Here is a 25,111-nt window from a genome sequence, read left to right as displayed (position 1 = left end):
GAGAGCACGTCACTGGGCGCATCATTGTGCGCGTATGCCCTGTTCGCGGATGATGCGGCCCAGCGTCGCCACGTCCTGGCGCATGCGCAGGGCCAGGCCTTCGGGCGAGCTGCCCACGGCCTGCCAGCCCTGGGCGGCCAGGCGCGCGCGCATCTCGGGCGAGCGCACGATCTCGCTCACGGCCTCGGCCAGCTTGTGCACATGGGCGGCGGGCATGGCCTTGGGCGCGGCCACGGCGTTCCAGATCTCCAGGTCGAAATCGCCCACGCCCAGCTCCTTGAGGCTGGGCAGGCCCGGCGCCAGCGGGCTGCGCGCGGCCGAGGTCACGGCCACGCCGCGCAGCTTGCCGGCCTGGACCTGGGCCATGGCCAGCGCGGGCGGCAGCATGGACAGCTGCAGGTCGCCGCCCTGGATGGCGTTGAACACCTGCGGGTAGCCGGGATAGGGAATGTGCTCGGGCCTGAGCGCGGAGCGGCTCTTGAGCAGCTCCATGCCCAGGTGGCCCACGGTGCCCACGCCGGGCGAGCCGTAGCTCCAGCGGCTGCCGGCCTGGGCAGCGGCCTCCAGGAAGGCCCGACCCTCGGGCGCGCCGGCCGGCGCCACCAGCACCAGGGGCGCCACGCCGATCAGGCTGACGGGCTGCAGGTCCTTGACGGGGTCGTAGCGCACTGCGGGGTTGAGCAGGCGGGCAATCGTCAGGTTGCCGTTGATCATCACGCTGAAGGTATGGCCATCGCGCGCACGGGCCACCTGCTCGCCTGCAATGTTGCCGCCTGCTCCCACCTTGTTCTCGACGATGACGGGCTGGCCCAGACGCTTTTCCAGCGGCTCGGCCAGGGCGCGCGCCGTGAGGTCGGGGGAGGAGCCCGCGGGAAAGCCCACGATCAGATGCAGGGGCCTGCTGGGCCACTGGTCGCCCGCCACGGCGGCGCAAGGCAGCAGGGCCGAAGCCAGGGCGGTGGCCAAGGCATTGGCGAAGAGGCGGCGTAGTGGCGAGATGGCGCGGGCGGGCATGGGTGCGTGGGGGCCGCAAAGGCTGCGGGCAATAAAAAACCCGGAGATTATCCGGGTTTGTCTTGAAGCGGCCTGTCAGCCCAGGCCTTCACGCTTTCAGGCGAATTCGGCCAGGGCCTTCTTCATCTTCTTCATGGCAGCCACCTCGATCTGGCGAATGCGCTCGGCGCTCACGCCATACACGGCGGCCAGCTCATGCAGCGTCATGCCGCCCGAGCCGTCATCGTTGACCTTGAGCCAGCGCTCCTCGACGATGCGGCGGCTGCGGTCGTCCAGCGAATCCAGCGCCATGGCAATGCCGTCGGTGGCCAGATGGTCACGCTGGCGCGACTCGATCATGGCCGTGGGCTCATGTGCGCCGTCGGCCAGATAGGCGATGGGGCCGAAGGCCTGCTCGCCATCATCGCTGGGCGAGGGGTCCAGCAGCACGTCGCCACCGGCCAGGCGCGTTTCCATCTCCATGACTTCTTCGCGCTTGACGTTGAGCTTCTCGGCCATGGCGTCGATCTCGCCGGAGGTCAGCGTGTCGCGCAGCATGGCGCCGTCCTCGGCCATGGCGGCGTCGGACTTCAGGCCCTGCTTCATGGAGCGCAGGTTGAAGAACAGCTTGCGCTGGGCCTTGGTCGTGGCGACCTTGACCATGCGCCAGTTCTTGAGGATGTACTCGTGGATCTCGGCCTTGATCCAGTGCATGGCGTAGCTCACCAGGCGCACGTTCTGATCGGGATCGAAGCGCTTGACGGCCTTCATCAGGCCCACGTTGCCTTCCTGGATCAGGTCGCCGTGCGGCAGGCCGTAACCCAGGTACTGACGCGAGATGGACACCACCAGGCGCAGGTGGGACATCACCAGACGCCCTGCGGCGTCCAGGTCACTGTGTTCCTTGAGCTTGCGGGCGTAGTCCTGCTCTTCCTCGAGGGTGAGCATGGGCAGGCGGTTGACCGCGGAAATGTAGGCATCCAGATTGCCCAGAGGCGGCACCAGGGCCCAGGGGTTAGCGGGCGCCAAGGTGGTCGCAATGGAGCCGGAGGCGTTTGTCATTGCAGAGTTCCTTTCTTCCATTCCTTCATATTAGCACTCGTTAGGATTGAGTGCTAAAGCCGAAGTTCCGCGGGTTTTTCAGTCGGTTGCAGAAATCTTCGGCACTGCAAAAGTCGCTTCTGGCTAGTCTGAGCGATTTTTGGAAACCCTGCTTGCCGGCGGGAGGCATGTGTCGGCCCCCGCCGGGTTTTGACCCCTTTGCGCCCGGCTCCGCCGGCGACCGGCACGAAAGATCCAGGTTCGTGCAGTCGCGGTGCCCAGCGGCTATTTGAACCGTGGCTGCACGATGATCTTCACCGCCGACTCGTTGTTGTGGATCAGCGTGTCAAAGCCCTGGGCCACCAGGTCATCGAGCTGGATGCGCTGGGTGATGAAGGGCTCGAGGTTGATCTTGCCCTCCTCGACCAGCTTGATGGTTTCCTGGTGGTCGTTGCAGTAGGCGATGGTGCCGCGCACGTCCAGCTCCTTCATGACCACGCTGTGCACGTTGATGGTGGCCGGATGGCTCCAGATGGACACGATCACCACCACGCCCGTGGCCTTCGTCGCGGCCACCAGCGTGTCCAGCACCTTGTTCACGCTGGTGCATTCGAACGACACATCCACGCCCTTGCCGCCGGTGAGCTTCATCACCTCGGCCACCACGTCCACCTCGGAGGGGTCCAGGATGTGATCGGCCACGCCCGATTCACGCGCCTTTTGCTTGCGCTTGGCACTGAGCTCGGTGATGACGACGGTCAGGCCCTTGGCCTTGAGGATGGCCGACAGCAGCAGGCCGATGGGGCCGGCGCCGCCCACCAGTGCGACATCGCCGGCCTTCGCTCCGCTGCGGGTGTAGGCATGGTGGCCCACGGACAGCGGCTCGATCAGCGCGGCCTGGTCCAGTGGAATGGCATCGGAGATGGGATGCACCCAGCGGCGCTTGACGGCAATCCGCTCGGACAGCCCGCCACCGCGCCCGCCCAGGCCGATGAAGTTCATGTCCTTGGACAGGTGGTAGTTGTCGCCCGGCCCCGTGGGCACATCGTCGGCCACGATGTAGGGCTCCACCACCACATGCTGGCCGACCTGGATATCGTCCACCCCTGCGCCCACGGCGTACACCACGCCCGAGAACTCATGCCCCATGGTGATGGGTGCGGACTCGCCCGAGATGGGATGTGGGTGGCCGCAGGGCGGGATGAAGATCGGCCCTTCCATGAACTCATGCAGATCCGTGCCGCAGATGCCGCACCAGGCCACTTCGATGCCCACGGTGCCGGGCTCCACCACGGGTTCGGGGATGTCCTCGATGCGGATGTCGCCCCGGTCGTGGAAACGTGCTGCTTTCATGATTGAACTTTCTGTTTTGCAAGGCTGGGTTGGCGGGCGGCACAGCCGCCCCATGGCGATTATTCGGCCTTACCGCAGGTGATGAACTTGCTGCAGGTCATAGACACGCACCGGCAGGCCTTCCTGCCGCGCCTTGAGCTGCAGCGCCAGGTACAGCGAGTAGTGGCGCGACTGGTGCAGGTTGCCGCCGTGGAACCACAGCGCCTCTTGCTGCGTGGGCTTCCACATGTTGCGCTGCTCGCCCTCCCACGGTCCCGGGTCCTTGGTGGTGTCCGAGCCCAGGCCCCAGACCTTGCCTACCTTGTCCGCCACCTCCTGGCTGATCAGGTCGGCCACCCAGCCGTTCATGGAGCCATAGCCGGTCGCGTAGACCACCAGGTCCGCCGGCAGCTCGGTGCCATCGGCCAGCACCACCGCGTTTTCCGACAGGTGGCTGATCTGCTTGCCCGCCTGCAGCTTGATGCTGCCGTCGATCACCAGATCGCAGGCCCCCACGTCGATGTAGTAGCCCGAGGCGCGGCGCAGGTACTTCATGAAAAGGCCCGAGTCGTCATCCCCGAAGTCCAGCATGAAGCCGGTCGCCTCCAGCTGGCGGTAGAACTGAGCGTCGCGCTCGCGGATGCGGTTGTACACCGGCACCTGGAAGTCGGCCATGATGCGGTAGGGCAGAGAGGCAAAGATCAGGTCCGCCTTCCTGGTCGTCACGCCGCTGGCCACGGCGCGCTCCGAGTACAGGTCGCCCAGGCCGATGTCCATCAGCGAATCGGAGCGCACGATGTGCGTGGACGAGCGCTGCACCATGGTCACATCGGCGCCGTGCTCCCACAGGGCCGCGCAGATGTCGTGGGCGGAATTGTTGGCGCCGATCACCACCACCTTCTTGCCCGCGTAGGCGTCCGGGCCATGGTGCTGGGACGAGTGCTGCTGCTCGCCCTTGAAGATGTCCTGGCCCTTGATCTTGGGCACATTCGCCTTGCCCGACATGCCGGTGGCGAACACCACATGCCTGGGGCGCAGCACCTGCGTCTCGCCATTGCGCTCCACGGTCACTTCCCATTCCTGCCGGACCTCATCGAAGCGGGCGTTCAGGCAGTTGGTGGACGGCCAGTAGTTGACCTCCATCACCTTGGTGTACATCTCCAGCCAGTCGCCGATCTTGTCCTTGGGCGCGAACACGGGCCAGTTGTCCGGGAAAGGCATGTACGGCAGGTGGTCGTACCAGACCGGGTCGTGCAGGCACAGCGATTTATAGCGGTTGCGCCACTGGTCGCCAGGGCGCGCCTGGCGGTCGATGACGATGTGCGATACCCCCAGCTGGCGCAGCCGCGCGCCCAGCGCAATGCCGCCCTGGCCGCCGCCGATGACGAGCACGAAAGGCTGCCTGTCGCGGCCCAGTTCCTGGGCTTCCTGCTGGCGGCGCTCCAGCCAGGTCTGGCGGCCACGCCGGATGCCGTGCTCGGCCCCCATCGGGCGGCGCGTGCCCATGGGTTCCTCATGGCCCTTGAGCTCCTGGGCGGCCGTCAGCAGCGTCCAGATGCGCCCGTCCCTGATACGGACATGGCCGCCGCCGCGCGCATGGCGCGTGTCGAGCACGATCCAGGCGGACACCACGCCATCGGCCTCCTCCACCGTCTCGCGCTCGTCCAGCGAAAGGCGCACGGGCGCAGCGGCGTCCAGCTGCGCGGCCAGCATGTCGGCGATCTGGCTGCGCCCTTCCATGGTCTTGATGTTCCAGGTCAGCAGCACCAGGTCGCGCCAGTAGCATTCGTCGGCGAACAGGCGGCTGGCGGCCGCGAAGTCGCGGTCTCCCAGGGCATGGTTGAGTTGGTCAAGCATCGCCTTGGCGCGGGCGTTGGGCGTCGTATCGGTCATGGTTGTCTCCTTGATGCGGTCATGCCCGCTGGTTTTTCTTCGGGCAGGCGCTCTTACGCAATCACCATGCCAGGCAGGCCCGGCGGCAGGATGCGCCAGGCAAATCAAGGGGTTGCCTGCGCGCCTCCGGTACAAACCCTGCGCCTTGCAACCCACTGCCCGGCATTGCCGCCCGCGACAGGTGGGGCAGCCCTGCGACACCTGTCGCACCAGGCGTGCTGCAGCGCAGCAGGGGCAGTGGGTAAGTCTTGATTGGCGCTGCGCCGCACAGGGCACAGAATCGTCTGCGGTACGTTCAAAGCCCGCATCGACTCCACGCCATGCCCCTGCAGTCCTACGCCTCGCACATCCAGGAAATCGAAGCCTTCGGCCTGGGCTACTCCCACCGCGGGCAGGAACGCGACCGCGCCGTGCTGCGCAGCTGGCGCCGCTGCATCGACTCCCACCGGCTCGACCCGGCGCATACCAGCGAAGCCCACATCGTCACCGAAGGCCAGCTGCGCGCGCACCGCGAGGAGTCCGAGCCGCTGATCCACATCGCCCGCCATGCGCTGGAGCGGCTGTACCAGCAGCTCAAGGGCCTGGACTACGTGCTGCTGCTGGCGGACCGGCATGGCGTGGCCGTGGACTTTCTGGGGCATGAGGCCGACAAGGGCGACCTGCGCCGCGCGGGCCTGTATCTGGGCGCGCAATGGCGCGAGGACCACTCGGGCACCTCGGCCGTGGGTGCCTGCCTTGAGACGGGCGAGGCGCTGACGGTGCACCAGAGCGACCATTTCGACTTCACCCACACCGGCCTGTCCTGCACGGCCGCGCCCATCTACGACATGCGCGGCGAACTCGCGGCGGTGCTGGACCTGTCGCTGCTGCGCTCACCTGCCGAGCGGGCCAGCCAGAACCTGGCGCTCAACCTCGTCATGGCCGCGGCGCGGCGCGTGGAGCAGGCCAACCTGATGGCGCAGTCCGGCCAGGACTGGGTGGTGCGCCTGGCCCAGTCGCCCGATTTCCTCGACGTCGATCCCGACGCCTCCATCAGCGTCGATGCACGTGGCCGCATCCGCGCCATGACCCACGCGGGCGCGCGGCTGTTGGCAGCGGCCGCGCAACTGGACTGGCGCCAGCGCAAGAGCCTCATCGGCCAGCCGCTGGAGCGTTTCTTCGACGTGGACCTGCGCCACCTGTCCGAGCTGCGCCGCAATCGCCCGGCGCAGGAGCGCATCATCCGCGCCCGCGACGGCAGCATCCTCTTCGCCCATGCCATGGAGCCGCAGCGCCGGACACGCCGCCTGCAAGCGCAGGCAAGGCCGGCGCAGCCCCCGCTGCCTGCTGCGCTGCAGGCGCTGGACACGGGTGATGCCGCACTGCAGACGCTGCTGCGCAAGGCCGCGCGGCTCGCACCTCAAGAGCTGCCCGTGCTGGTGCAGGGAGAGACCGGCGCGGGCAAGGAATACCTGGCCCGTGCGCTGCATGCATCCAGCGGCCGCAGCGGCGCCTTCATTGCCATCAACTGCGCAGCCATTCCCGAGGCACTGTTGGAGAGCGAGCTGTTCGGCTACCTGCCCGGCACCTGGACCGGCGGCGCCAGCAAGGGCCGCGAAGGGCTGATTGCTGCGGCACACGAGGGCACGCTGTTCCTTGACGAGATCGGCGATATGCCCCTGGCCCTGCAGGCCAAGCTGCTGCGGGTGCTGTCCGAATCCGAAATCACTCCCTTGGGGGCGCGCGCGCCACGGGCGGTGGCGGTGCGCTTCATCTCGGCCTCGCACCAGCCGCTGGCCGAGCTGGTGCGGCGTGGCAGCTTCCGGGAAGACCTGCTGTACCGCCTCAACGCGGCCGAGCTTCGCCTGCCTGCGCTGCGCCAGCGCAGCGACCTGCAGACCATTGCCGACCAGATGCTGGCCACCCTGGGCAGCCACCTGCACCTGGGCGACGCAGCCCGCGCCGTGCTGGCCGCGCACGCCTGGCCCGGCAACCTGCGCGAGCTGCACAACGCGCTGCGCTACGCCGCAGCCCTGTGCGGCCACGATGGCGACGGCACCATCGAGCCCGACCACCTGCCTGACCACCTGCACGATGCGCTGCACCGCGCCCCAGCGCGCACCGCCTTGGCTGGCAATGCCGGCGAGCCCGCCGCACAGGCGCTGGAACAGCTGCTTGCGCAATGCCAGGGCAATGTCTCCGAGGCGGCGCGCCAGCTCGGCGTCAGCCGCTCCACCATCCACCGGCGCATCCAGCAACTGCAGCTTGGCGTGCGGCATGCCCATTGGCGCGGGACATAGCACGGCCTTCGCCCCAGGGCCCATGCGATGTCCATGGCGGCTGGCCGCAGCGATCGGCCCGTCGGTCGCAGCGCAGGTCAGTCGCAGTGCAATTTCAGTCGCAGCGTGCGGTCATGCCGCCGTCCACGACAAGCTCGGTTCCCGTCACGAAGCGGGCCTCGTCGCTGGCCAGGTACAGGGCGGCACTGGCGGTATCGCGGCCATCGCCCATGAAGCCCAGCGGGATGCGCCTGACCCGCGAGGCCAGCAGCGTCTCCACATCGCCGCCTGTGCGCTGCCTGGCCAGCCGCGCTTGCACCATGGGGGTGTGCAGCTGGCCCGGCACCACCGTGTTCACGCGAATGCCGTCAGGCGCATGCTGCACGGCCACCACGCGGGACAGGTGGATCACGCCGGCCTTGCTGGCCGCATAGGCGACCTGCGCGCTGCCGGTCCAGCGCAGGCCCGAGGTGGACGCCACGTTGACGATGGCGCCGCTGCCGCGTTCGACCATGTGCGGGAGCACATGCTTGCAGGTCAGAAAGACGCTCTTGAGGTTGATGTCGATCTGGCTGTCCCAGTCCTGCTCGCTCAGCTGAATGGGGCCGCCGGCTGCGGAGCCGCCCACGTTGTTGATCAGGATGTCCGGGACGCCCCAGGCCTGCAGGCAGGTCTGGACCATGGCCTTGACGCTGGACGAGTCGGTGACATCGCAGATGCAGGTCGTGATGGACGCTGCCGCCTCGCCGGCCAGGGACAGCGTTTCGTCAAGCCGCGCCTGGTCACGGTCCACCGCCAGCACCTTCGCGCCTTCCTCCGCTAGGCGCACGGCCATGGCCCTGCCGTTGCCCCAGCCTGCTGCCACGCATCCGGCCCCCGTAACGATGGCTATCTTGGACTTGAACCTGCTCATTGGCTTTCCTCATGTGACACGGTGGAGCCGCTGTGGCAAGCGGCGATGCAGGCCAGTTTGCGATCGATGCCGGCAAAGTTAAACTGGATGGCGCCTATACCAGCTATGTTGAATACCTATGGATCTGCGCCAACTGGAGTACTTCGTCGCCGTGGTGGAGCACGGCAGCATCAGCCGCGCGGCCGTGGCGCTGAATTTGGCGCAGCCGAGCGTGAGCCGCCAGATCGCACTGCTGGAAGAGGAGCTGGGGCAGCGGCTGCTGGACAGGACAGGGCGCGGCGTGGCAGCAACCGCGGCCGGGGAGACACTGCTGTCGCATGCACGCACGATGCTCAACTCGGCCAGCCAGGCGCTGTCCGATCTCAAGGAAATGCATGCCGAGCCCGTCGGCAGCGTGGTCGTGGGCCTGCCCCACCGGGTGGCGGCAAGCCTGGCCGTGCCGCTGATACGGGAGTTCCGGCGCCGGCTGCCGCATGCACTGCTTTCGGTGGTGGAGGGGCTGAGCCTGTCCTTGCGTGAGGGAATGATTGCGGGCCGCATCGACCTGGGTCTGATGTTCGACCCCGCTCCGACGCCCCTGCTGTCCTACGAACCCCTGATGCGCGAGTCCATGCTGCTGGTGGCTCCCAAGGGCTACCGGTTGCCTTCGCGCATCGGCCTTTCGGCCCTGGCGGACTTTCCGCTGGTGCTGCCGGGCACCCATAACCCGATACGCAGCCTCGTGGACGCCGTCCTGCTGCCGCGCAAGATCCGGCTGAACGTGGTGGCCGAGGTGGGGGCCGTGCACACGGCGCTGTCCGTGGTGGAGGAGGGACTGGCTTGCTCCATTCTTCCGGACAGTGCGTTGAATCTGGCCGGTGCCCGCACTGGCATACAGTCTGCGCCCATCGGCCCGCCGGCCATACGCAACCAGCTCGTGCTGGCCATGCCCAGGGCGCGTCCCGCGAACCGGCTGATCGCGGAAACCGCCAAGTTGCTGCGCGAGCTTGACTTTCGCAAGGGCGCCCGCGCCGTGTAGGGCATGCCTCCCGGATCGGAAGCGGCAGGTCAGTCGATGCGGATGCCCGCTTCCCTGACGGCCTTGCCGATCTTGTTCAGGTCGTCAGCGATCAATTTCCGGAACTGCGCAGGACTGGACTTCGCGGGGACAAAGGACAGTTCGGCGAACCTGGATTTCAGCGACGGCGCCTCCACGGCCTTTGAAATTTCGGTGTTCAACCTGTGGGTGATGTCTGCGGGCAGGCCGGCCGGGCCCCAGATTCCGTACCAGGACAGGAGCTCGAACCCGGCAATGGTGCCCTCCGCCAGCGTCGGCACATCGGGCAGCGACGGGACGCGGGTCTTGCTGGTGACGGCAAGGGGCCGCAGACGGCCGGCCTGCACGAAGGGCATGACACCCGGCATGGGCGAGATGGCCGCGGAGACATGGCCGCCGATCACGTCCGTCAATTGGGGAACGGCACCCTTGTAGGCGACGATGTCCATCTGCAGGCCAAGGGCCCGGTTCAGCATCTCTTCGCTCAGGTGGCTGGTGGTACCCAGGCCGGAAGTCGCCCAGGTGTACTTGCCTGGATGGGCCCTGGCCAGTTGCACGAACTCTGCCACGGTCCTGACGGGCAACTCGTTGGTGACCGCCACGATCAGCGGCACGTACCCGATTTGCCCCACGGGCGTGAAGTCACGCTCGGCGTCATAGGTTTTCTTGGAACTGACCAGCGGCAGGTAGGCATGGCTGGAGGCATTGAAGATGAGCGTGTATCCGTCAGGCTTGGCCTTCTTGACCTGCAGGGTTCCCAACAGGCCGGAAGCCCCCGGAACGTTCTCGATCACGATGGCCTGGCCCAGCTGCCTTTGCAGTTGGTCGGCCACCAGGCGGCCCACGGTGTCGATCGAGCCACCCGGCGTGTACGGAATCACCATGCGGATCGGCTTGCCCGGATAGTCTTGCGCGCCCACCAGGGTGCAGGTGGCCCAGGCAGCACAGGTCATGGCGATCTTCCAGGTTTTCCTGATGGCGGCTGCGGGCGTGTGGATGGTCATCGTTGTCTCCTGAGCACTGTTTCTGTCCGGCGCATCCCCGAAGGGGCCGGGTGTCTTGCGGGCAAGGGCTGGCCTAGGCGGCGTACACGCGGCGCGTGAATGCCGCAATGGCGTCTGCCATGGCAAGGGGCTGCTCGGGCGCCAGGGCGTGGCCCGCGTCGGCAATCACCTGTTCCGTCACCCGCTCGCCCAGGCAGGACTTCATCACATGGGGGATCACGACCGCGTCATGTTCGGCCCGAAGGTCCAGTATGGGAACGGTCGTTCCTGCGCTGAAGTAGTCATCGACGGGCGTGACGCGCCGTGCATGGCCTTGCGCTTCATGGGCCTGGGCGTTCCACCCGTCCAGCCAGGCGCTGGGGTCATGTCCCGGGGCAAAGAAGGCGCGGCGCAGGCAGTCCAGGCGCTGCTCCCTGGACAGCCGTGCATCGCCCGCGCCGTCGATTGCGTCCCGCAGGCGGCCATACGGCATTTCGTCCGATCCCGGCGGCAGCTTGCCTGCCGAGGCGGCGGCCATGACGACGCCGCGCACCAGGTCCGGCCTGTCGGCCGCCAGCATGCGCGCCGGCTGGCTGCCCCAGGCATGACCCACGACCACGACAGGGCCGGTGGCTTCGTGGTCGATGACGGCCGCGACGTCGGCTGCGAAGTCATGCAGCGTCAGCCCCTGCATGGGGCCACGGCTTTGGCCTATGCCCCGAGGCTCGGGGCGCAGTACCCGCAGCCCTTGCGCCTGCAGATGGCGGGCAACGACGTCGTAGTCCCGGCCGGAACGGGCCAGCGATGGCAGCATGCAGACGACCGGCCCTGCGCCCTGGTCCGCATACTCGATTTGAATCTCGTCCTTCGCAGCCTGCGGGCGGTAGCGCACGAGCCGGCGAGTGACGCCGGTTGTCTCCAGATGGGTGTTTGTCATGCCGCCAGTCTGGGTTTCGGGCGCCATTGCGATAAGGCAATGCAGCCTATATCAGCTATGTTTTTTCCCTATGCAAAGCGGGCCGCCCGCAGGTGCGTGGAACGGCGGGCAAACCTCACCGTTTCTCCAGCAGGCTCTGAATCTGGCGGCCCAGCTGCAGCAACGCCGGGTGCAGCTCCTGCACGATGGCTGGCACAGGCTCCGTCGTGGACACGCTGCAGTTCAGGACATAGATGGCATCGGGTGTCACCAGCGGCGTGGCCAGTGCAACCACTTCCGGCTGCCACGATGCAGCGCAGAAGCCTTGGCTTTTCACGGACCTGATGGCCGCCTGGATCTGTTTTTCCAGGTCGCGCCATTGGGCGCCTCTCTTGAGCCTGAAGCTGTCGAACAGTGCCTTGCGCCTGGCAGGCGGCGCCACGGCAAGGTAGGCACGGCCCAGCGACGTCAGCTCCATGGGCACGCGCTGACCCGACACCACATGCCTGAGCACAATCCGGCGGTTGTAGCGGATCGATTCCAGATAGACCATCTCGTCCCTGTCGGGACAGGCCAGGCCCACGTTGATCCTGCGTGTCTCGGCGAGGGTGCGCATCAGGGGGGCCGCCATCGACAGCACTGTCGATCCGGTACGCATGGCGTGCGCCAGGCTCAGGACAGCGGGAGCCAGGCGAAAGGCGCGGCTTTGGTGATCGGCCTGCAGTATGCCGCAGCCCACCAGGGTCTGCGTCAGCCGGCTCACGGTGGCCTTGGACAGTCCGGTGCGTTCCACCAGGTCGCCGTTGCCCAGCAGTTCCGACCCGGGCCTGAACGCACGGAGTATTTCGATGCCTCTTTCCAGGGAGCGGTTGCTCGGGGACTGACCGGGCTTGTCATGGAGTATGGGGGATCGCCTGTGGGTCATGTTGCTGCCGCCTGCGGGAGGACCGGTTCATCCTCGGTTGAAAGCCTGGTTCTTGCTGCACAGGCGCGGGCGCCTGATGGCGTGGAGTATTCCACCGAAAGGATGGCAGATGAAAACGCAAGTCCTGGCGCGCTCGCTGTGCGGTTTCACTGGTTGGAACATGGGGGATCACAACTGCGGTGCGTTTCCCTAAGCTTTCACCAATCCGTCGCCAGCGTCATCGCAACGCTTGCGCATGGAACGGACCTCTGCCCATAGAACCAGGAGACACACCATGCTTCGTTTCGCCGCCCGCCGTTGCGCCAGGGCCATTGCGCTCATTGCCGTGCTCGCGACTGCCTGCAACGCAGTCTTTGCAGCCTTCCCGGAAAAGCCCGTGCGCCTCGTCGTGCCCTTCGCGCCCGGTGGCGGAACCGACCTGATCGCACGCACGCTGGGGGCCGAGATGGCCAAGGACCTGGGCCAGCCCGTCATCGTGGACAACAAGCCCGGTGCCGGCACGATCATCGGCACCGACAACGTTGCCAAGAGCGCGCCGGACGGCTACTCCGTGGTCGTGGCTTCCTTCGCGCACGCCGTCAATCCGGCGCTGCAGGCCAAGCTGCCGTACGGGAGCAACAAGGCCTTCGCGCCGGTGATCCTGATCGGCCGCGGCCCCAACGTGCTGGTGGTGCCCGCCGCCAGCCCGTACAAGACGGTGGCGGACGTGATGGCCGCCGCCAAGGCCAGTCCCGACAAGCTGACCTATGCCTCGCAGGGCGCAGGAACGTCGGCGCATCTGGCGGGTGAGCTGTTTGCCAACCTGGCCAAGGTCAGGATCACCCATGTGCCCTACCGTGGCGCAGGCCCGGCACTCACCGATCTGATGGGTGGCCAGGTGGACATGATGTTTGCCACCGCGGCGGCGGTATCCACCTTCATCGACAACGGCAAGCTGCGCGTGCTGGGTGTGACCACTGCCGAGCCGTCTGCGGCCTTCAAGGATGCGCCGCCCATCGCCGTCACTGTCCCGGGCTACCGCGTCGAGAGCTGGTACGGCCTGTACGTGCCGGCCGCCACGCCCGCTGCCGTGATCGAGCGCCTGAACACTGCGGCCCGCAAGGCGGCCCGTTCGCCGGACTTCGTTCGCAAGCTGGAACACGAAGGCCTGGTGGTCAATGCCGGGCCGGCGGCGGAACTGGACACCTATGTGCAGGCCGAGGAAAAGCGCTGGGCCCAGATCGTCAGGCAAAACAACATCCATCCCGATTGATCGCATTGCCCGCGATCGCCTTGAGAGCACGCCATGAACTACGAACTGATCCAACTGAATGTCGCCGATGCGGTGGCGACCGTGACCCTGAACCGCCCCGACAAGCGCAACGCCATGAGCGATGACATGCGCACCGAGTTCATCGATGCCCTGGAGCGCGTGGCGGCAGACAAGGCCATCAAGGCCCTGGTGCTGACAGGCGCGGGCAAGGGCTTTTGCGCCGGCGGGGACATTGCCGGAATGCAAAGGCGCATGAATGCGCCTGCGGGCGAGGTGGGCTTCAACGGCTGGCAGCGCCAGCAGCGCGTGCACCACGTCCAGGCCCTGTTGCACACCATGCCCAAGCCCGTGATCGCCGCCGTCAACGGCGCAGCGTCGGGCCTGGGCGCGGACACGGCGCTGGCCTGTGATTTCGTCATCGCCAGCGAGTGGGCCAGCTTCGCCTGGAGCTATGTGCTGCGCGGCATCATCCCCGACGGCGGCGGCATGTACTTCCTGCCGCGCCGCGTGGGCCTGGCCAAGGCCAAGGAGCTGATCTTCACGGGCCGCCAGGTCAAGCTGCCGGAAGCCCTGGCCCTGGGCATCGTGGACCGCCAGGCCAGCGCCGAGACCTTGGTGGCAAACGCCCAGGCCTGGGCGCGCGAGCTGTCCTCGGCTTCTTCCACCGCGCTGGCATTGACCAAGACCATCCTGAACCAGAGCTTCGAGCTGTCTTCGCACGATGTCTTCGCACAGGGAAGCCAGGCCCAGGGCATCTGCTACACCAGCAGTGAACACCGCGCATCGGTGGAGGCCTTCCTGGCCAAGACGGCCGCCAAGGAGTGATGCCATGAGCGAAGCCATTGCCAAGCTGCTGTCGCCGCGCAGTGTCGCCGTCATAGGCGCCTCTGCCGACCTGAAAAAGACCACGGGCCGCCCGGTGGCCTACCTGCAAAAGCACGGGTTTGCCGGCCGCATTCTTCCCGTCAATCCGCGCGTGGAGCGCATCGGCGATCTGGCCTGCTATCCCGATGTGGCCTCGTTGCCTGAAGTGCCCGATGTGGCCGTGGTGCTGCTGGGCGCCGAGCGTGCGCACCAGGCCGTCAGGGAGCTGTCGGCGCTGGGCTGCGCGGCAGCCATCGTGCTGGCCAGCGGCTATACGGAAACGGGCGAGGACGGGGCGCACCGCCAGCGGCAGCTGATCGAGGCGGCCGGCAGCATGCGCCTGCTGGGGCCCAACACCATCGGCCTGGTCAACCTGACCGACCGGATCGTGCTGTCGCCCTCGGGCGCGCTGGAGATGGACGAGTTCCCCGTCGGAGGCATTGGCGTCGTCTCGCAAAGCGGCGGCATCCTGGGCTCGCTGCTGTCGCGCGCCGCCGCGCGTGGCATCGGGCTGTCCAAGCTCATTTCCACCAGCAATGAAGTGGATCTGGAACTGGCCGACTTCATCGATCACCTGGCCGATGACCCGGCCACCAAGGTGATCGCGCTGTATGTGGAAACGGTGCGCCATCCCGCCAGGTTCCGTGCCGCCTGCCTGAAGGCCGCGCGTGCCGGCAAGCCCGTGGTGGCCTTCAAGATCGGCCGCTCCGAGGCCGGCGCCAAGGCCGCCGTATCGCACACGGGCGCCATGGCCGGAGCCGATCGCATGTACGACGCGCTGTTCCGCCAGGTCGGCGTGATCCGTGCGCACAGCTTTGCCGACCTGCTGGACGTGCCCGCTGCGCTGGCCACGGGCCGCAGGCTGCGCGGTAGGCGTATCGCCATCCTGACTTCCACCGGCGGTGCGGGCACCCTGGTGTCGGACGATCTGGGCGTGGCCGGATTCGACACGCCTGCGCCGGACGAGGCGACGGCCGATGCACTGCGCGCGCTGCAGACCGGCAGCGAAGCCGTGCTGGACCGCAACCCCATCGACGTGACCCTGGCGGGCCTGCGTCCCGACCTGCTGCGCGGCGCCATCAATGCCCTGCTGGCAAGCCCCAGCTACGACGCGCTGGTCATCATCGTCGGCTCCTCCAGCCTGGCCATGCCCGAGCTGCTGGCCGGCGCCATCCAGGACTGCCTGCCCCACTCCGACAAGCCGGTGCTGGCCTACGTCAGCCCGCATGCGCCGGAAATCGGCGCGCTGCTCACGCAACGCGGCGTGCCGGCCTTCGCTGCGGCGGAAAGCTGCACGGCCGCGCTGGCGGGCATGCTGCGAGTCAACGGCTTCCAGGGTGCGCCTTCCGAGCTGGTCGTCGGCAAGCACACCCTGCAGGAACCGGATCTGCCCGTCGGCTGCCTCGATGAAGCGCAGGCCAAGTCCGTTTTCCGCCGCTTCGGCGTGCCGTGCGCGGCCGAGCGCGTGGTGCATACCGCCGAAGAGGCCGAAGCCGCCGCGCGCGAACTGGGCGGCCGGGTGGTGCTCAAGATCCTTTCGTCCCGGATCACGCACAAGAGCGATGTGGGCGGTGTCGCCGTCGGCCTGACGGCGCAGACCATAGGTGCCCGGTTGGGCGCGATGGTGGCCGACGTGCAGGCCAGGGCGGGTGTGCGCCCGGACCGGTTCCTGGTGCAGCAGATGGTGACCGGCGGCACCGAGCTGATCCTGGGCCTGCACAAGGATGCGCTGGGCACCGCCGTGATGCTGGGCATGGGGGGCGTTGCGGCCGAATTGTTCCAGGACACCACGCTGCGCCTGCTGCCAGACGATGGGACACAGTTGGGTGTGCTGAGCCGCTCAGAAGCGCTGGACATGGCCAGGGAGCTCAAGACCTGGCCGCTGCTGGACGGCTTTCGCGGCCGCCCCAAGGCGGATGTCGATGCCCTGGCCGATGCCATCGTCGCGTTCTCTGCGATGGCCGCCCAACTGGGCGACCGCGTGATCGAGGCGGAGATCAACCCGGTGTTCGTGCTGCCGCAGGGCCAGGGCGTGTGCGCTGCGGATGGTGTGCTGGTTCTGGCTTGAGGGGCCGGCCACTGCACATTTGTGCCAAAAAAGTGAGACTGCCCCGGCCAGTGTTCATCCAGGAGACCACGCATGCATGCGACCGAAGTGTTCGGACAATTTGCCTCTCGATACCAACGCACCGAGCTTCCCGACACCGTCATCCACCACGCCAAGCGGGCCGTGATCGACTGGTATGCCTCCCTGTTCCCGGGCCTGGGCTGCGCGCCTCTTGCACAGTTGGAACAGGTGCTTGCCGAGGATCTGGACCGCGGGTCCTGCCGGCTTGGAAACGGCCGCATGGCCACGGCGCGGGCGGCGGCACTGTTCAACGGCTCGGCGGCCCATGCCGCCGAGGTGGACGACAGCTTCCGCGATGCCATGTACCACCCCGGGGCCGCAACCATTGCAGCGGCGTTGGCGGCAAGCCAGCAGGCAGGGGCCAGTGGCCTGGAATTCCTGCGTGCCGTGGTGCTGGGCTATGAGGTCTCCACCCGCATCGGAGTGACCCTGGGCCGGGCCCACTACCGCTTCTGGCACAACACCGGCACCGTGGGCGTCTTCGGGGCAGCGGCGGCCGCAGGGTATGCGCTGCGGCTGGATGCAGGGCCATTCGCCCATGCACTGGCCACGGCGGCCACCTTCTCTGCGGGTCTGCAGCAGGCATTTCGCATGGATTCGATGTCCAAGCCCCTGCATGCCGGGCGCGCAGCGGAGGCCGGCCTGCTGGCTGCGCAACTCGCGCACAGGGGGGTGACGGGATCGCTGGATGTGCTGGAGGGGGAGTCGGGCCTGGGCCGCGCTGTCAGCGACGGACCCGACTGGTCAGGCATCGGGGACACGCTGGGCAGGGACTTCCACATCACCCGGCTCACCTTCAAGAACCATGTCGGCTGCGGCCATACCTTTGCGGCCATCGACGCCGCGCTGGCTCTGCGCAGCCAGCATGCCCTGCGGGCGGACGACATCTGCAGCGTGGCCGTGGCCACCTATGGCCCGGCCCTGGATATCGCCTGCTACACCGATCCCGTGACCGAAAACGAAGCGCGCTTCAGTCTCCGGTTCGTGGTGGCGACGGCCTTGGTCCATGGCAGCGTGCGAATGTCCGCTTACACCCCCGAGCGCCTGGCCGATCCCGCCGTGCGCGCGATGCTCGAGCGCGTCCAGGTCTCGGTGGACCCGCAAATCGATAGGGCCTTCCCGGGAAAGAGATCGGCGCGCCTGGAAATCGTTGCCAGGGATGGACGCCGCCATGTCTGGTTGCAGCCCGATCGCAAGGGCGATCCCGAACTGCCGTTGTCGGATGGGGAGCTGGAGGACAAGTTCATGGAGCTTGCCGCTCCCGTCGCCGGCGCGGGACGTGCCCGGCAGCTGCTGTCAAACATCTGGGGGCTTGAGCGGGCGAGCTGCCTGCGGGGTCTTGCGGTCTGACAAGGCGCAAGCCCGGGGGCGGCTCACGATGCAGACTGCCGGCGCTGGATACTGCGGATGTCGAAGGCGCCGCCGGTCTGGGCCTGGTCGCTGGTGGTGACGGCCTGCTTGCCGAGCAGGGGGAAGACCAGCTCGGCAAAGCGGATGGACTCCTCCAGGTGCGGGTAGCCCGAGAGCACGAAGCTGTCCGCACCCAGCGCGGCGTATTCGCGCAGGCGCTCGGCCACGGTGGCCGCGTCGCCGACCAGGGCCGTGCCCGCGCCGCCGCGCACCAGGCCCACGCCGGCCCAGAGGTTGGGCGCCACCTCCAGCCGGTCGCGCCGCCCGCCGTGCAGCGCTGCCATGCGCGACTGGCCCACGGAGTCCATGCGCGCATAGCCGGCCTGGGCGCGGGCGATGTCCTCGTCGGTGAGCTTGCTGATCAGGCGCTCGGCATCGGCCCAGGCCTCCTCGTTGGTCTCGCGCACGATGACGTGCAGCCGCACGCCCAGGCGGACCTGGCGGCCCTGCTGCGCGGCGCGGCGGCGGATGTCGGCGAACTTTTCGGCCACGGCGGCGGGGGGCTCGCCCCAGGTGAGGTAGGCGTCCACCTGGCGCGCGGCCAGGTCGTGGGCGGCGTCCGAGGAGCCGCCGAAGTACAGCGGCGGATGCGGCTTTTGCACCGGAGGAAAGAAGTTGCGGCCCTGCTTGACCTTGAAGTATTTGCCGTCGAAATCCACGGCCTCGCCGGCCAGCAGGCGGCGCCAGATGGTGAGGAACTCATCGGCATAGGCATAGCGTTCGTCATGGGCCAGGAAGATGCCGTCGGCCTCCAGCTCGGTGGCATCGCCCCCTGGCACCACGTTGAGCAGCAGGCGCCCGCCCAGGGCCTGGTCCAGCGTGGCGGCCTGGCGCGCGCTGGAGACGGGCGCGCCCAGCGAGGTGCGCAGGGCCACCAGCAGCTTGATGCGCTGCGTGACGGGCACCAGGCTGGAGGCGACCACCCAGGGGTCCAGGCAGGAGCTGCCGGTGGGGATCAGCAGGCCGTCGTAGCCCAGCTCCTCGGCCGTGACGGCGATCTGGCGCATGTAGGCGTTGGTGGGGGCGCGGCCGAAGTCGGAGGTGCCGAGGTAGCGCGTGTCGCCCGAGGTGGGCAGGAACCAGAAGATGTCTGGCGATGCGTGGGGGTCTTGGCTCATGGGATCTCCGGGGACGATGGAAAAGACGGTGGCGCGGCCTCGCCCGGCACCTGGCCCAGGCGCTGCAGCCGCGCGCGCACCACGCTGCGGCTGATGCCCAGCTGGCGTGCGGTCTGCACCTGGTTGCCGCGGTTGCGCTGCCAGGCCTTGAGCAGCAGGGCGCCCAGCACGTGCTGCTCCAGGCCTTCGGCATGCACGTCGCACAGGCTGTCCAGCGCTTCGCCCAGGGCCAGTTCGGCGGCGGCGGCCTGGGCGCCGTGTTCGGCCTCGCGTGTGGGGACGGGATCGGGCTCGCCCTGGCTGCTGGCGATGTGCAGGTCGCCCGCGCCGATGTGCATGCCCTGGGTCAGCAGCAGGCTGCGGTGGATGACGTTCTCCAGCTCGCGGCTGTTGCCGGGCCAGTCGTGCTCCAGCAGCTTGCGCTGCGCGTCCTGGCTCAGTGCCATGGGCGCGTAGCGCATGCGCTGGCAGTAGCTCGCGATGAAGTGGCGCGCCAGCGGCAGGATGTCGGCCGGGCGCTGGCGCAGCGGCAGCACGGTGAGGGTGACGACATCGAGCAGGTAGTACAGGTCTTCGCGAAAGCGCCGCGCCGCCACCTTGGTGTGCAGCGGCGCGCTGCTGGCCGCGAGCACGCGCACATCGGCCGGCGTGCGCTGGCTGGCGCCGATGCGGGTGACCGCCTTGTCCTGCAGCACGCGCACCAGCTTGCTCTGGATGTGCAGGGGCAGGTCGTCGATCTCGTCCAGCAGCAGGGTGCCGCCGTGGGCGTCCTCGAAGCGGCCGGGCAGGTTGCCGAAGGCACCCGTCAGCGCACCGCTTTCATGGCCGAAGAGCTCGGCGTTGATCAGGGCCTCGGACAGCGCGCCGCAGTTGACGGCGACAAAGGGGCCGTGGCGGCGCGGGCTCAGGCGGTGGATGTGGCGGGCCACCATTTCCTTGTCGGCGCCGCTGTCGCCCAGGATGAGGACGCCGGCCTCGCTGGCGGCCACCTGTCCCATGGTCTTGAGCAGGGCCTGCGAGGCCGGGTCTTCCAGTATCCACGGCGCGGGCGCGGCGCCGTCATCGTGCGCGGCAGAGGCTGCGGGCGCGGGCGCAGGTACGGGCGCAGGTGTTGCCGAGGACTTGCCGGGCGGCCAGGTGGGCAGACGGGTGTTCATGGCGCGGCGTCACGAGTAGAAGCTGGGCTGCGGATGGGTTCCGTTGAGCACCCAGTCGCCCAGCTCCTGCAGCTTGTAGTGCAGCGGGTCGTGCAGCGTCTGCGTGCGCAGGTTGCGCCAGAAGCGGTCAAAGCGCAGCGCCGCGTGCGTGGCGCGCGCGCCCGTGGCCTCGAAGATGCGGCTGGACAGGTCCAGCCCCGAGCGCGTGGTGGCAATCTTGGCGGCCGTCACGGCTACGGCGACTTCGCCGCGCTCGTGGGCGGTCAGCGCCGGGCCACGGCGCCAGGCGGCGTCAAAGCGCTGCGCGGCCTGCAGGGTCAGCAGGCGCGCGCCTTCCAGCGCGGCCCACAGCTCGCCATACAGCGCCTGGATGTGGGGGTCTGCGCCGGCTGCATCGGCAGGGGACTTGAACCAGGGCCGTGCCTCGTTCAGCGTGTAGCCGCGCGCCTGCTCCAGCGCGCCCTGGGCAATGCCCAGGAACAGATGGGCCAGGATGAGCTGGGCCAGCAGCGGGCGCAGCGCGGCATGGGGCGTGGACAGCGGGCCGGGGTCCAGCAGCAGCTCGGCCGCCTCCACGCGCACGCGCTCGAACAGGGCCGAGCCGCTGTCGGTCTGGCGCTGGCCCATGTTGTCCCAGTCGCGCAGCAAGGTGATGCCCGTGCGCTCCGTGGGCACCACGCCGATCAGCAACTGGCCGCTGTCGGCATCGATGGCCGAGGCCACCAGCATCTGCGAGTCCAGTGCGCCCGATGTGAAGCTCTTCTTGCCCGAGAACTCCCAGTGGCCGGGCTGGCGCGTGGCCGTGGTGCGGCGGTCCAGCGGATTCAGCGTATTGCCCCAGAACCAGCGGTGGCGCGCCGTCTGCAGCAGCCAGGGCCGCCACTGGGCGGGCTGGCCGAACAGCTGCACGGTGGCCAGGTGCAGGTGCTGGAAGCCGTAGACATGGGCCAGCGAGCCGTCTGCCGTGGCCAGGATGCGCACCGTCTCCAGCGTCTGCACCCAGTCCGCGCCCAGGCCGCCCAGCGCGCGCGGAATGCTCAGTGCCAGCAGGCCGCTGGCGCGCAGCGCATCGCGCTCGGCCTTGGGCGTGCCGCCTGCGGCATCGCGCAGGGCCGCCGTGGCGGCAAGGCGCTGCGCCAGATCCTGCGCAGTGGCTATCGGGTCCGCAGGGACGGCCTCTGACTGGCTCACGCGGGCTGCCCGGCCAGGGCCAGGTCGGCGGCTTCGGGAACGGGCTGCTGTACCTCGGCCTGCACCAGCTGCTGCAGCGCACCGCGCAGCACCGGGGCCGACAGCTGCACGGTCAGCTCGATGCGCTGGCGCAGCGATTCGCTGTGGACCTGGCCGTCCTGGATGTCCTCGGGCGTGGAGTACACGCCAATGGGCAGGGTGAGGGCCGAGAAAAAGCCGAACAGCGGGCGCAGCTGGTGGTCCAGGATGAGGGCGTGGCGCGGGCTGCCGCCGGTGGCGGCCAGCAGCACGGGCGTGCCCTGCAGCGCGTCCAGGTCGATGAGGTCGAACAGGTGCTTGAGCAGGCCCGGCAGGCTGGCGCGGAAGACCGGGGCGCCGACGATGAGGAAGTCGGCCTGCTCGATGGCTTCGATGGCCTGCAGCGTGGCCGGCGGCAGGTCGTTCTTGGACAGGGCCGCGCCCAGGTGGGGCTGCAGGTCCAGCAGGTCGATGACCTGTGCCTGCAGCGGCAGCTCCTGGCCCAGGCGGGCATGCAGGGCGTCCAGCAGGACACGGGTGCGGGAGGGGCGGCTCAGGCTGCCATTGACGATGACAGTCTTCAGCGATCGGCTCATGGAAACTCCTTGGCGTGGGTTCCAGGAGGCAGCGCGGCATGCGGTTTGCGAAGACTGCCAGCCCGGATGAGGTGGGATGGATGCCTTCATTACAGGGCCGAACGCCGGTATGGCGAAAGAAACTTAACGCATTTGCTTATCGGTTTGGGTGCCTTGGCAAGTGCTTGTTTCTGAAAGGGATTTTGTGGCGCATGGCATGTGCTAATGCGTTCTGGCGATATGCGCACGGCCGCTGCGCCCGTCCCTGCGCAGCGCGGCCGCGCAAGGGCCTTCAGCCCGCCACGCCCGTCACGCCCGTCACGCCCACGTGCCAGTAGTAGATGGGGTCGGCGCCGTTGAGCAGGATGTCGCCCGCCGAGCGGGCCTTGTACAGCACGGGGTTGTGCGAGGCCAGGGTGCGCGCATTGCGCCAGTGGCGGTCCAGTGCCAGGTCTTCGGACAGGGCGCTGGAGCCGCCCACCTCGAACAGCCGCGCGGCCGCCTGCAGCACGGTATCGACCACGGCCACCTGGGCCTGGGCTGTGCGCAGCTCCAGGGCATGCAGCTGCTGCAGCGGCACCTGGCGCCCGGCCTCGCGCTCGCGCGCGATGCGGCCCAGCTCGGCGGCCACGTCGGCCACGGCCAGTCCCGCGATGTAGGCCGTGCCGGCCAGCTGGCCGACGATGTGCTGCACCAGCGGATCGTCCTTGGGCAGGGTGGCGCTACCGTGGCTGAACACGCGGCGGCGCGCCTGCACATAGGCAATGGCATCGCGCTGCAAGGCCCGGGCAATGCCGGCCAGGGTGGCCAGGTGGGCCAGCTGGAAATAGGCCACCAGGGGCGTGGGCTGGGCGCGCGGGAAGCGGATCACGGCGTCGTCGGGCACGCGCACCTGGCTGAGCACGGTGGTGCCCGAGCCGGTCAGGCGCTGGCCAAAGCCGCGCCAGTCATCGAAGCGCTGCACGCCGGCCTCCGAGGTGGGCACGACGGCGTGCACGGTCTGGTCTTCCTTGCCCGGCTCCACCGCGCGCGCCACCACGGTCACCCAGTCGGCATACAGCGTGCCCGTGCTGTAGAACTTGCGCCCGTCCAGCCGCCACCAGCCGGGCTGCGCATCGGGCACCAGGGTGGTCTGCAGCGTGCCCAGGGTGCCTGCGCCCACCTCGGTGGTGGCATTGCCGAACACGGCGCCGCGCGCGGCCAGCGGCAGCCAGCGGGCCTGGGTGGCGGCATCGCGGTCGATGAGCACGCGGTCCAGAAAGCCGAAGTGCGGGCGCAGGATCTGGGCGACGTTGGAGTCGGCCTCGGCCAGCTCGGTCCACAGCGCAAACAGCTGCTCCACGCTGGCGCCGGCTCCGCCAAGGCGGCGCGGCACGCGCAGCGCGGTGAAGCCGCTGTCACGCAGCCAGGCGATGGGTTCATGGGCCAGGCTGCGCGTGCGTTCGCGCTCGGCCGCACCCTGGGCGATGCGGTCGAACACGGGGCGAAAGCGTGCTTGCAGGGATGGCAGCGAGGGCGCGTCGGGATCGGCCGGGCCGTCTGTGGTTGGGCCGGGCGCCGCGTAGGCCGCAGGCTCGGTGGCGCAGGGGAGGGTGGTGGTCATGGCTTTGCAAATTCAAAGGCCCGCCAACCCGGCCTGCCTGCAAGGCAGGGCCGGGCCACGGGCCGGTGGGGAGAGGGGGGCGAAGGCCTGCAACGCTGCCAGCGCCTTCAACGCCTTCAACGCCTTCAGCGCCGCCAGCGCGCGGCGGCGTGGCTGGCGGGCAGGCGGTCGCCCTGGCCGAACAGGCGCTGGCGCAGCGTGGCGTCGTCGCCGTAGCTGGTGCGGTAGCGGCCCCGGTTCTGCAGCTCGGGCACGACCAGACGGGCGAAGTCTTCCCAGGTCTCGGGCGCGACGATGCGCGTCAGGTTGAAGCCGTCGATCTCGCCCACGTCGATCCAGCGCTCCAGCTCGTCGGCCACCTGGGACGGGTCGCCCACGATGGTGGCGTAGCGGCTGCCCAGCGTGAACTGCTCCAGCAGCTTGCGCCGCGTGGTCCAGCCCTGCTTCTGGGCGGCCTGGGCCGCCGACTGGATGGCGTTGGTGTTGCCGAAGGAGATGGGGTCGTCCAGCCCGTACTGCGCAAAGTCCACGCCGGTGCTGGCGGCAAAGTGGGCCAGCCCGCTTTCCGCGCTGGCGTGGGCCAGGTAGTCGGCGTATTTTTCGCGCGCCTCGGTCTCGGTACGGCCGGGCACCACGGCCACGCCGGCGTAGATCTTGATGTCCTCGGGACGACGGCCCGCGTCCACGGCGGCCTGGCGCAGCTGGCGCGAGGCCTCGCGCGCGGCCTCGGGCGTGCGCGCGCCGATGAAGATGCCCTCGGCATGCCGGCCTGCAAAGCGCAGCCCGCGCGGCGAGGTGCCGGCCTGGAACAGCACGGGCGTGCGCTGGGGCGAGGGCGCGCTCATGTGGATGGCGTTGGCACGGTAGAACGGCCCCTCGTGCACCACCGGGTGCACCTTGCCGGGCAGGGCGTGGATGCGCCGCGCCTTGTCGGCGATCACGGCACCCTCTTCCCAGCTGCCTTCCCAGAGCTTGTAGGAAAGCTCCAGGAAGTCGTCGGCGCGGTCGTAGCGGCTGTCGTGCTCGGCCAGGCCGTCCTGGCCCAGTCCGCGCGCGCCGCTGTCCACATAGCCGGTGACGATGTTCCAGCCGATGCGGCCGTTGGTCAGCTGGTCCAGCGTGGTCACGTCGCGCGCGAAGGTATAGGGCTGGTGCGCGCCCACGGTGGCCGTGAGGCCGAAGCCGATGTGCCGCGTCACCGCCGCCATGGCCGAGACCAGCAGCCAGGGGTTGTTGACGGGCAGCTGTATGCCTTCGCGCAGGGTCAGGTCCACGCCGCCCTGGTAGACGTCGTAGTAGCCGACCACGTCGGCGATGAAGATGCCGTCGAACAGGCCTTCCTCCAGCACCCTGGCGATGTGGGTCCAGTAGGCCAGCGTGCCGTACTCGGTGGAGCGGTCGCGCGGATGGGTCCACAGGCCGTGGTGTATGTGGCCCACGCAGTTCATGTTGAAGGCGTTGACGTGGATGTGGCGCTTGGCTTGCGTCATGGGGCGGGTCCTGCA

Annotated in this window: 20 protein-coding genes; 6 read left to right on the top strand and 14 right to left on the bottom strand. The window is 68.6% G+C overall.

The window, feature by feature from the left end:
• Window positions 1-21: 21 nt before the first annotated feature.
• The 4 genes from HFGMBDPB_RS24475 to HFGMBDPB_RS24460 all read right to left on the bottom strand — a co-directional run bounded on the left by HFGMBDPB_RS24475 (window position 22) and on the right by HFGMBDPB_RS24460 (window position 5,259).
• The gene (locus HFGMBDPB_RS24475; protein ID WP_209798726.1) at window positions 22-1,014 is read right to left on the bottom strand and encodes a Bug family tripartite tricarboxylate transporter substrate binding protein; all 993 of its coding nucleotides are present in this window, start codon (window positions 1,012-1,014) and stop codon (window positions 22-24) included.
• A gap of 96 nt (window positions 1,015-1,110) precedes the next feature.
• Window positions 1,111-2,055: an RNA polymerase sigma factor RpoH gene (gene rpoH, locus HFGMBDPB_RS24470; protein ID WP_016450157.1), complete on the bottom strand. Its 945-nt coding sequence runs from the start codon at window positions 2,053-2,055 to the stop codon at window positions 1,111-1,113.
• A 264-nt stretch (window positions 2,056-2,319) separates the two neighbouring features.
• Window positions 2,320-3,387, bottom strand: a complete 1,068-nt coding sequence (locus tag HFGMBDPB_RS24465; protein WP_016450158.1) for a 2,3-butanediol dehydrogenase — start codon at window positions 3,385-3,387, stop codon at window positions 2,320-2,322.
• 69 nt (window positions 3,388-3,456) lie between these two features.
• Window positions 3,457-5,259, bottom strand: a complete 1,803-nt coding sequence (locus HFGMBDPB_RS24460; RefSeq protein ID WP_212646470.1) for an NAD(P)/FAD-dependent oxidoreductase — start codon at window positions 5,257-5,259, stop codon at window positions 3,457-3,459.
• Window positions 5,260-5,579: 320 nt separating this feature from the next.
• On the opposite strand from HFGMBDPB_RS24460, the gene HFGMBDPB_RS24455 reads away from it, so the two are divergent.
• Window positions 5,580-7,538, top strand: a complete 1,959-nt coding sequence (locus tag HFGMBDPB_RS24455; protein ID WP_016450160.1) for a sigma-54-dependent Fis family transcriptional regulator — start codon at window positions 5,580-5,582, stop codon at window positions 7,536-7,538.
• A gap of 94 nt (window positions 7,539-7,632) precedes the next feature.
• Here HFGMBDPB_RS24455 and HFGMBDPB_RS24450 read toward each other — a convergent pair whose 3' ends face one another.
• Window positions 7,633-8,430: an SDR family NAD(P)-dependent oxidoreductase gene (locus tag HFGMBDPB_RS24450; RefSeq protein WP_016450161.1), complete on the bottom strand. Its 798-nt coding sequence runs from the start codon at window positions 8,428-8,430 to the stop codon at window positions 7,633-7,635.
• A 118-nt stretch (window positions 8,431-8,548) separates the two neighbouring features.
• On the opposite strand from HFGMBDPB_RS24450, the gene HFGMBDPB_RS24445 reads away from it, so the two are divergent.
• Entirely contained in the window at window positions 8,549-9,448 is a 900-nt protein-coding gene (locus tag HFGMBDPB_RS24445) for a LysR family transcriptional regulator (protein WP_016450162.1), read from the top strand.
• A gap of 29 nt (window positions 9,449-9,477) precedes the next feature.
• Here HFGMBDPB_RS24445 and HFGMBDPB_RS24440 read toward each other — a convergent pair whose 3' ends face one another.
• The 3 genes from HFGMBDPB_RS24440 to HFGMBDPB_RS24430 form a co-directional block, all read right to left on the bottom strand.
• On the bottom strand, window positions 9,478-10,470 hold the full coding sequence (locus tag HFGMBDPB_RS24440; RefSeq protein WP_017406504.1) for a Bug family tripartite tricarboxylate transporter substrate binding protein: 993 nt from the start codon (window positions 10,468-10,470) through the stop codon (window positions 9,478-9,480).
• A gap of 73 nt (window positions 10,471-10,543) precedes the next feature.
• Complete coding sequence (locus HFGMBDPB_RS24435) at window positions 10,544-11,386, bottom strand: alpha/beta fold hydrolase (protein ID WP_189354077.1); 843 nt, start codon at window positions 11,384-11,386, stop codon at window positions 10,544-10,546.
• Window positions 11,387-11,501: 115 nt separating this feature from the next.
• Entirely contained in the window at window positions 11,502-12,290 is a 789-nt protein-coding gene (locus HFGMBDPB_RS24430) for an IclR family transcriptional regulator (protein ID WP_074923052.1), read from the bottom strand.
• A gap of 274 nt (window positions 12,291-12,564) precedes the next feature.
• Between HFGMBDPB_RS24430 and HFGMBDPB_RS24425 the strand changes: the two genes are divergently transcribed.
• The 4 genes from HFGMBDPB_RS24425 to HFGMBDPB_RS24410 all read left to right on the top strand — a co-directional run bounded on the left by HFGMBDPB_RS24425 (window position 12,565) and on the right by HFGMBDPB_RS24410 (window position 17,884).
• Window positions 12,565-13,542: a tripartite tricarboxylate transporter substrate binding protein gene (locus HFGMBDPB_RS24425; RefSeq protein ID WP_016453777.1), complete on the top strand. Its 978-nt coding sequence runs from the start codon at window positions 12,565-12,567 to the stop codon at window positions 13,540-13,542.
• A 33-nt stretch (window positions 13,543-13,575) separates the two neighbouring features.
• Window positions 13,576-14,367, top strand: a complete 792-nt coding sequence (locus HFGMBDPB_RS24420) for an enoyl-CoA hydratase/isomerase family protein (RefSeq protein WP_212646469.1) — start codon at window positions 13,576-13,578, stop codon at window positions 14,365-14,367.
• 4 nt (window positions 14,368-14,371) lie between these two features.
• Window positions 14,372-16,474: an acetate--CoA ligase family protein gene (locus HFGMBDPB_RS24415; protein WP_212646468.1), complete on the top strand. Its 2,103-nt coding sequence runs from the start codon at window positions 14,372-14,374 to the stop codon at window positions 16,472-16,474.
• Between the two features lie 72 nt (window positions 16,475-16,546).
• A complete protein-coding gene (locus HFGMBDPB_RS24410; RefSeq protein ID WP_047326045.1) occupies window positions 16,547-17,884 on the top strand; it encodes an MmgE/PrpD family protein in 1,338 nt (445 codons plus the stop codon).
• A gap of 23 nt (window positions 17,885-17,907) precedes the next feature.
• On the opposite strand, the gene ssuD is transcribed toward HFGMBDPB_RS24410, so the two are convergent.
• The 6 genes from ssuD to HFGMBDPB_RS24380 all read right to left on the bottom strand — a co-directional run bounded on the left by ssuD (window position 17,908) and on the right by HFGMBDPB_RS24380 (window position 25,096).
• Window positions 17,908-19,062: an FMNH2-dependent alkanesulfonate monooxygenase gene (gene ssuD, locus HFGMBDPB_RS24405; RefSeq protein WP_016450170.1), complete on the bottom strand. Its 1,155-nt coding sequence runs from the start codon at window positions 19,060-19,062 to the stop codon at window positions 17,908-17,910.
• Entirely contained in the window at window positions 19,059-20,219 is a 1,161-nt protein-coding gene (locus HFGMBDPB_RS24400; RefSeq protein ID WP_212646467.1) for a sigma 54-interacting transcriptional regulator, read from the bottom strand. The genes ssuD and HFGMBDPB_RS24400 overlap by 4 nt, the downstream gene beginning before the upstream one ends.
• 9 nt (window positions 20,220-20,228) lie before the next feature.
• Window positions 20,229-21,410, bottom strand: a complete 1,182-nt coding sequence (locus HFGMBDPB_RS24395; protein WP_043791122.1) for an acyl-CoA dehydrogenase family protein — start codon at window positions 21,408-21,410, stop codon at window positions 20,229-20,231.
• On the bottom strand, window positions 21,407-22,024 hold the full coding sequence (gene msuE / locus HFGMBDPB_RS24390; protein ID WP_212646466.1) for an FMN reductase: 618 nt from the start codon (window positions 22,022-22,024) through the stop codon (window positions 21,407-21,409). Before msuE ends, HFGMBDPB_RS24395 begins: the two co-directional genes overlap by 4 nt.
• 271 nt (window positions 22,025-22,295) lie before the next feature.
• On the bottom strand, window positions 22,296-23,606 hold the full coding sequence (locus tag HFGMBDPB_RS24385) for an acyl-CoA dehydrogenase family protein (RefSeq protein WP_212646465.1): 1,311 nt from the start codon (window positions 23,604-23,606) through the stop codon (window positions 22,296-22,298).
• A gap of 125 nt (window positions 23,607-23,731) precedes the next feature.
• Window positions 23,732-25,096 (bottom strand): LLM class flavin-dependent oxidoreductase, encoded by a 1,365-nt coding sequence (locus HFGMBDPB_RS24380; RefSeq protein WP_212646464.1) that lies wholly within the window; start codon window positions 25,094-25,096, stop codon window positions 23,732-23,734.
• Between the last annotated feature and the right edge of the window lie 15 nt (window positions 25,097-25,111).

Origin of the sequence: Delftia sp. PE138, assembly GCF_018320755.1 — a bacterium.
Classification (GTDB): Bacteria; Pseudomonadota; Gammaproteobacteria; order Burkholderiales; family Burkholderiaceae_C; genus Comamonas; species Comamonas tsuruhatensis.
This window is presented reverse-complemented; position numbering and strand designations above follow the sequence as displayed.

Excerpts from the sequence above, each read along its gene's own strand:
- HFGMBDPB_RS24465 (WP_016450158.1), bottom strand. The coding sequence starts at position 3,387 with ATGAAAGCAGCACGTTTCCACGACCGGGGCGACATCCGCATCGAGGAC.
- HFGMBDPB_RS24475 (WP_209798726.1), bottom strand. The coding sequence starts at position 1,014 with ATGCCCGCCCGCGCCATCTCGCCACTACGCCGCCTCTTCGCCAATGCC.
- HFGMBDPB_RS24400 (WP_212646467.1), bottom strand. The coding sequence starts at position 20,219 with ATGAACACCCGTCTGCCCACCTGGCCGCCCGGCAAGTCCTCGGCAACA.
- HFGMBDPB_RS24385 (WP_212646465.1), bottom strand. The coding sequence starts at position 23,606 with ATGACCACCACCCTCCCCTGCGCCACCGAGCCTGCGGCCTACGCGGCG.
- HFGMBDPB_RS24410 (WP_047326045.1), top strand. The coding sequence starts at position 16,547 with ATGCATGCGACCGAAGTGTTCGGACAATTTGCCTCTCGATACCAACGC.
- ssuD (WP_016450170.1), bottom strand. The coding sequence starts at position 19,062 with ATGAGCCAAGACCCCCACGCATCGCCAGACATCTTCTGGTTCCTGCCC.
- HFGMBDPB_RS24435 (WP_189354077.1), bottom strand. The coding sequence starts at position 11,386 with ATGACAAACACCCATCTGGAGACAACCGGCGTCACTCGCCGGCTCGTG.
- HFGMBDPB_RS24440 (WP_017406504.1), bottom strand. The coding sequence starts at position 10,470 with ATGACCATCCACACGCCCGCAGCCGCCATCAGGAAAACCTGGAAGATC.
- HFGMBDPB_RS24455 (WP_016450160.1), top strand. The coding sequence starts at position 5,580 with ATGCCCCTGCAGTCCTACGCCTCGCACATCCAGGAAATCGAAGCCTTC.
- HFGMBDPB_RS24445 (WP_016450162.1), top strand. The coding sequence starts at position 8,549 with ATGGATCTGCGCCAACTGGAGTACTTCGTCGCCGTGGTGGAGCACGGC.
- HFGMBDPB_RS24450 (WP_016450161.1), bottom strand. The coding sequence starts at position 8,430 with ATGAGCAGGTTCAAGTCCAAGATAGCCATCGTTACGGGGGCCGGATGC.
- HFGMBDPB_RS24460 (WP_212646470.1), bottom strand. The coding sequence starts at position 5,259 with ATGACCGATACGACGCCCAACGCCCGCGCCAAGGCGATGCTTGACCAA.
- rpoH (WP_016450157.1), bottom strand. The coding sequence starts at position 2,055 with ATGACAAACGCCTCCGGCTCCATTGCGACCACCTTGGCGCCCGCTAAC.
- HFGMBDPB_RS24415 (WP_212646468.1), top strand. The coding sequence starts at position 14,372 with ATGAGCGAAGCCATTGCCAAGCTGCTGTCGCCGCGCAGTGTCGCCGTC.
- HFGMBDPB_RS24430 (WP_074923052.1), bottom strand. The coding sequence starts at position 12,290 with ATGACCCACAGGCGATCCCCCATACTCCATGACAAGCCCGGTCAGTCC.
- msuE (WP_212646466.1), bottom strand. The coding sequence starts at position 22,024 with ATGAGCCGATCGCTGAAGACTGTCATCGTCAATGGCAGCCTGAGCCGC.
- HFGMBDPB_RS24420 (WP_212646469.1), top strand. The coding sequence starts at position 13,576 with ATGAACTACGAACTGATCCAACTGAATGTCGCCGATGCGGTGGCGACC.
- HFGMBDPB_RS24425 (WP_016453777.1), top strand. The coding sequence starts at position 12,565 with ATGCTTCGTTTCGCCGCCCGCCGTTGCGCCAGGGCCATTGCGCTCATT.
- HFGMBDPB_RS24380 (WP_212646464.1), bottom strand. The coding sequence starts at position 25,096 with ATGACGCAAGCCAAGCGCCACATCCACGTCAACGCCTTCAACATGAAC.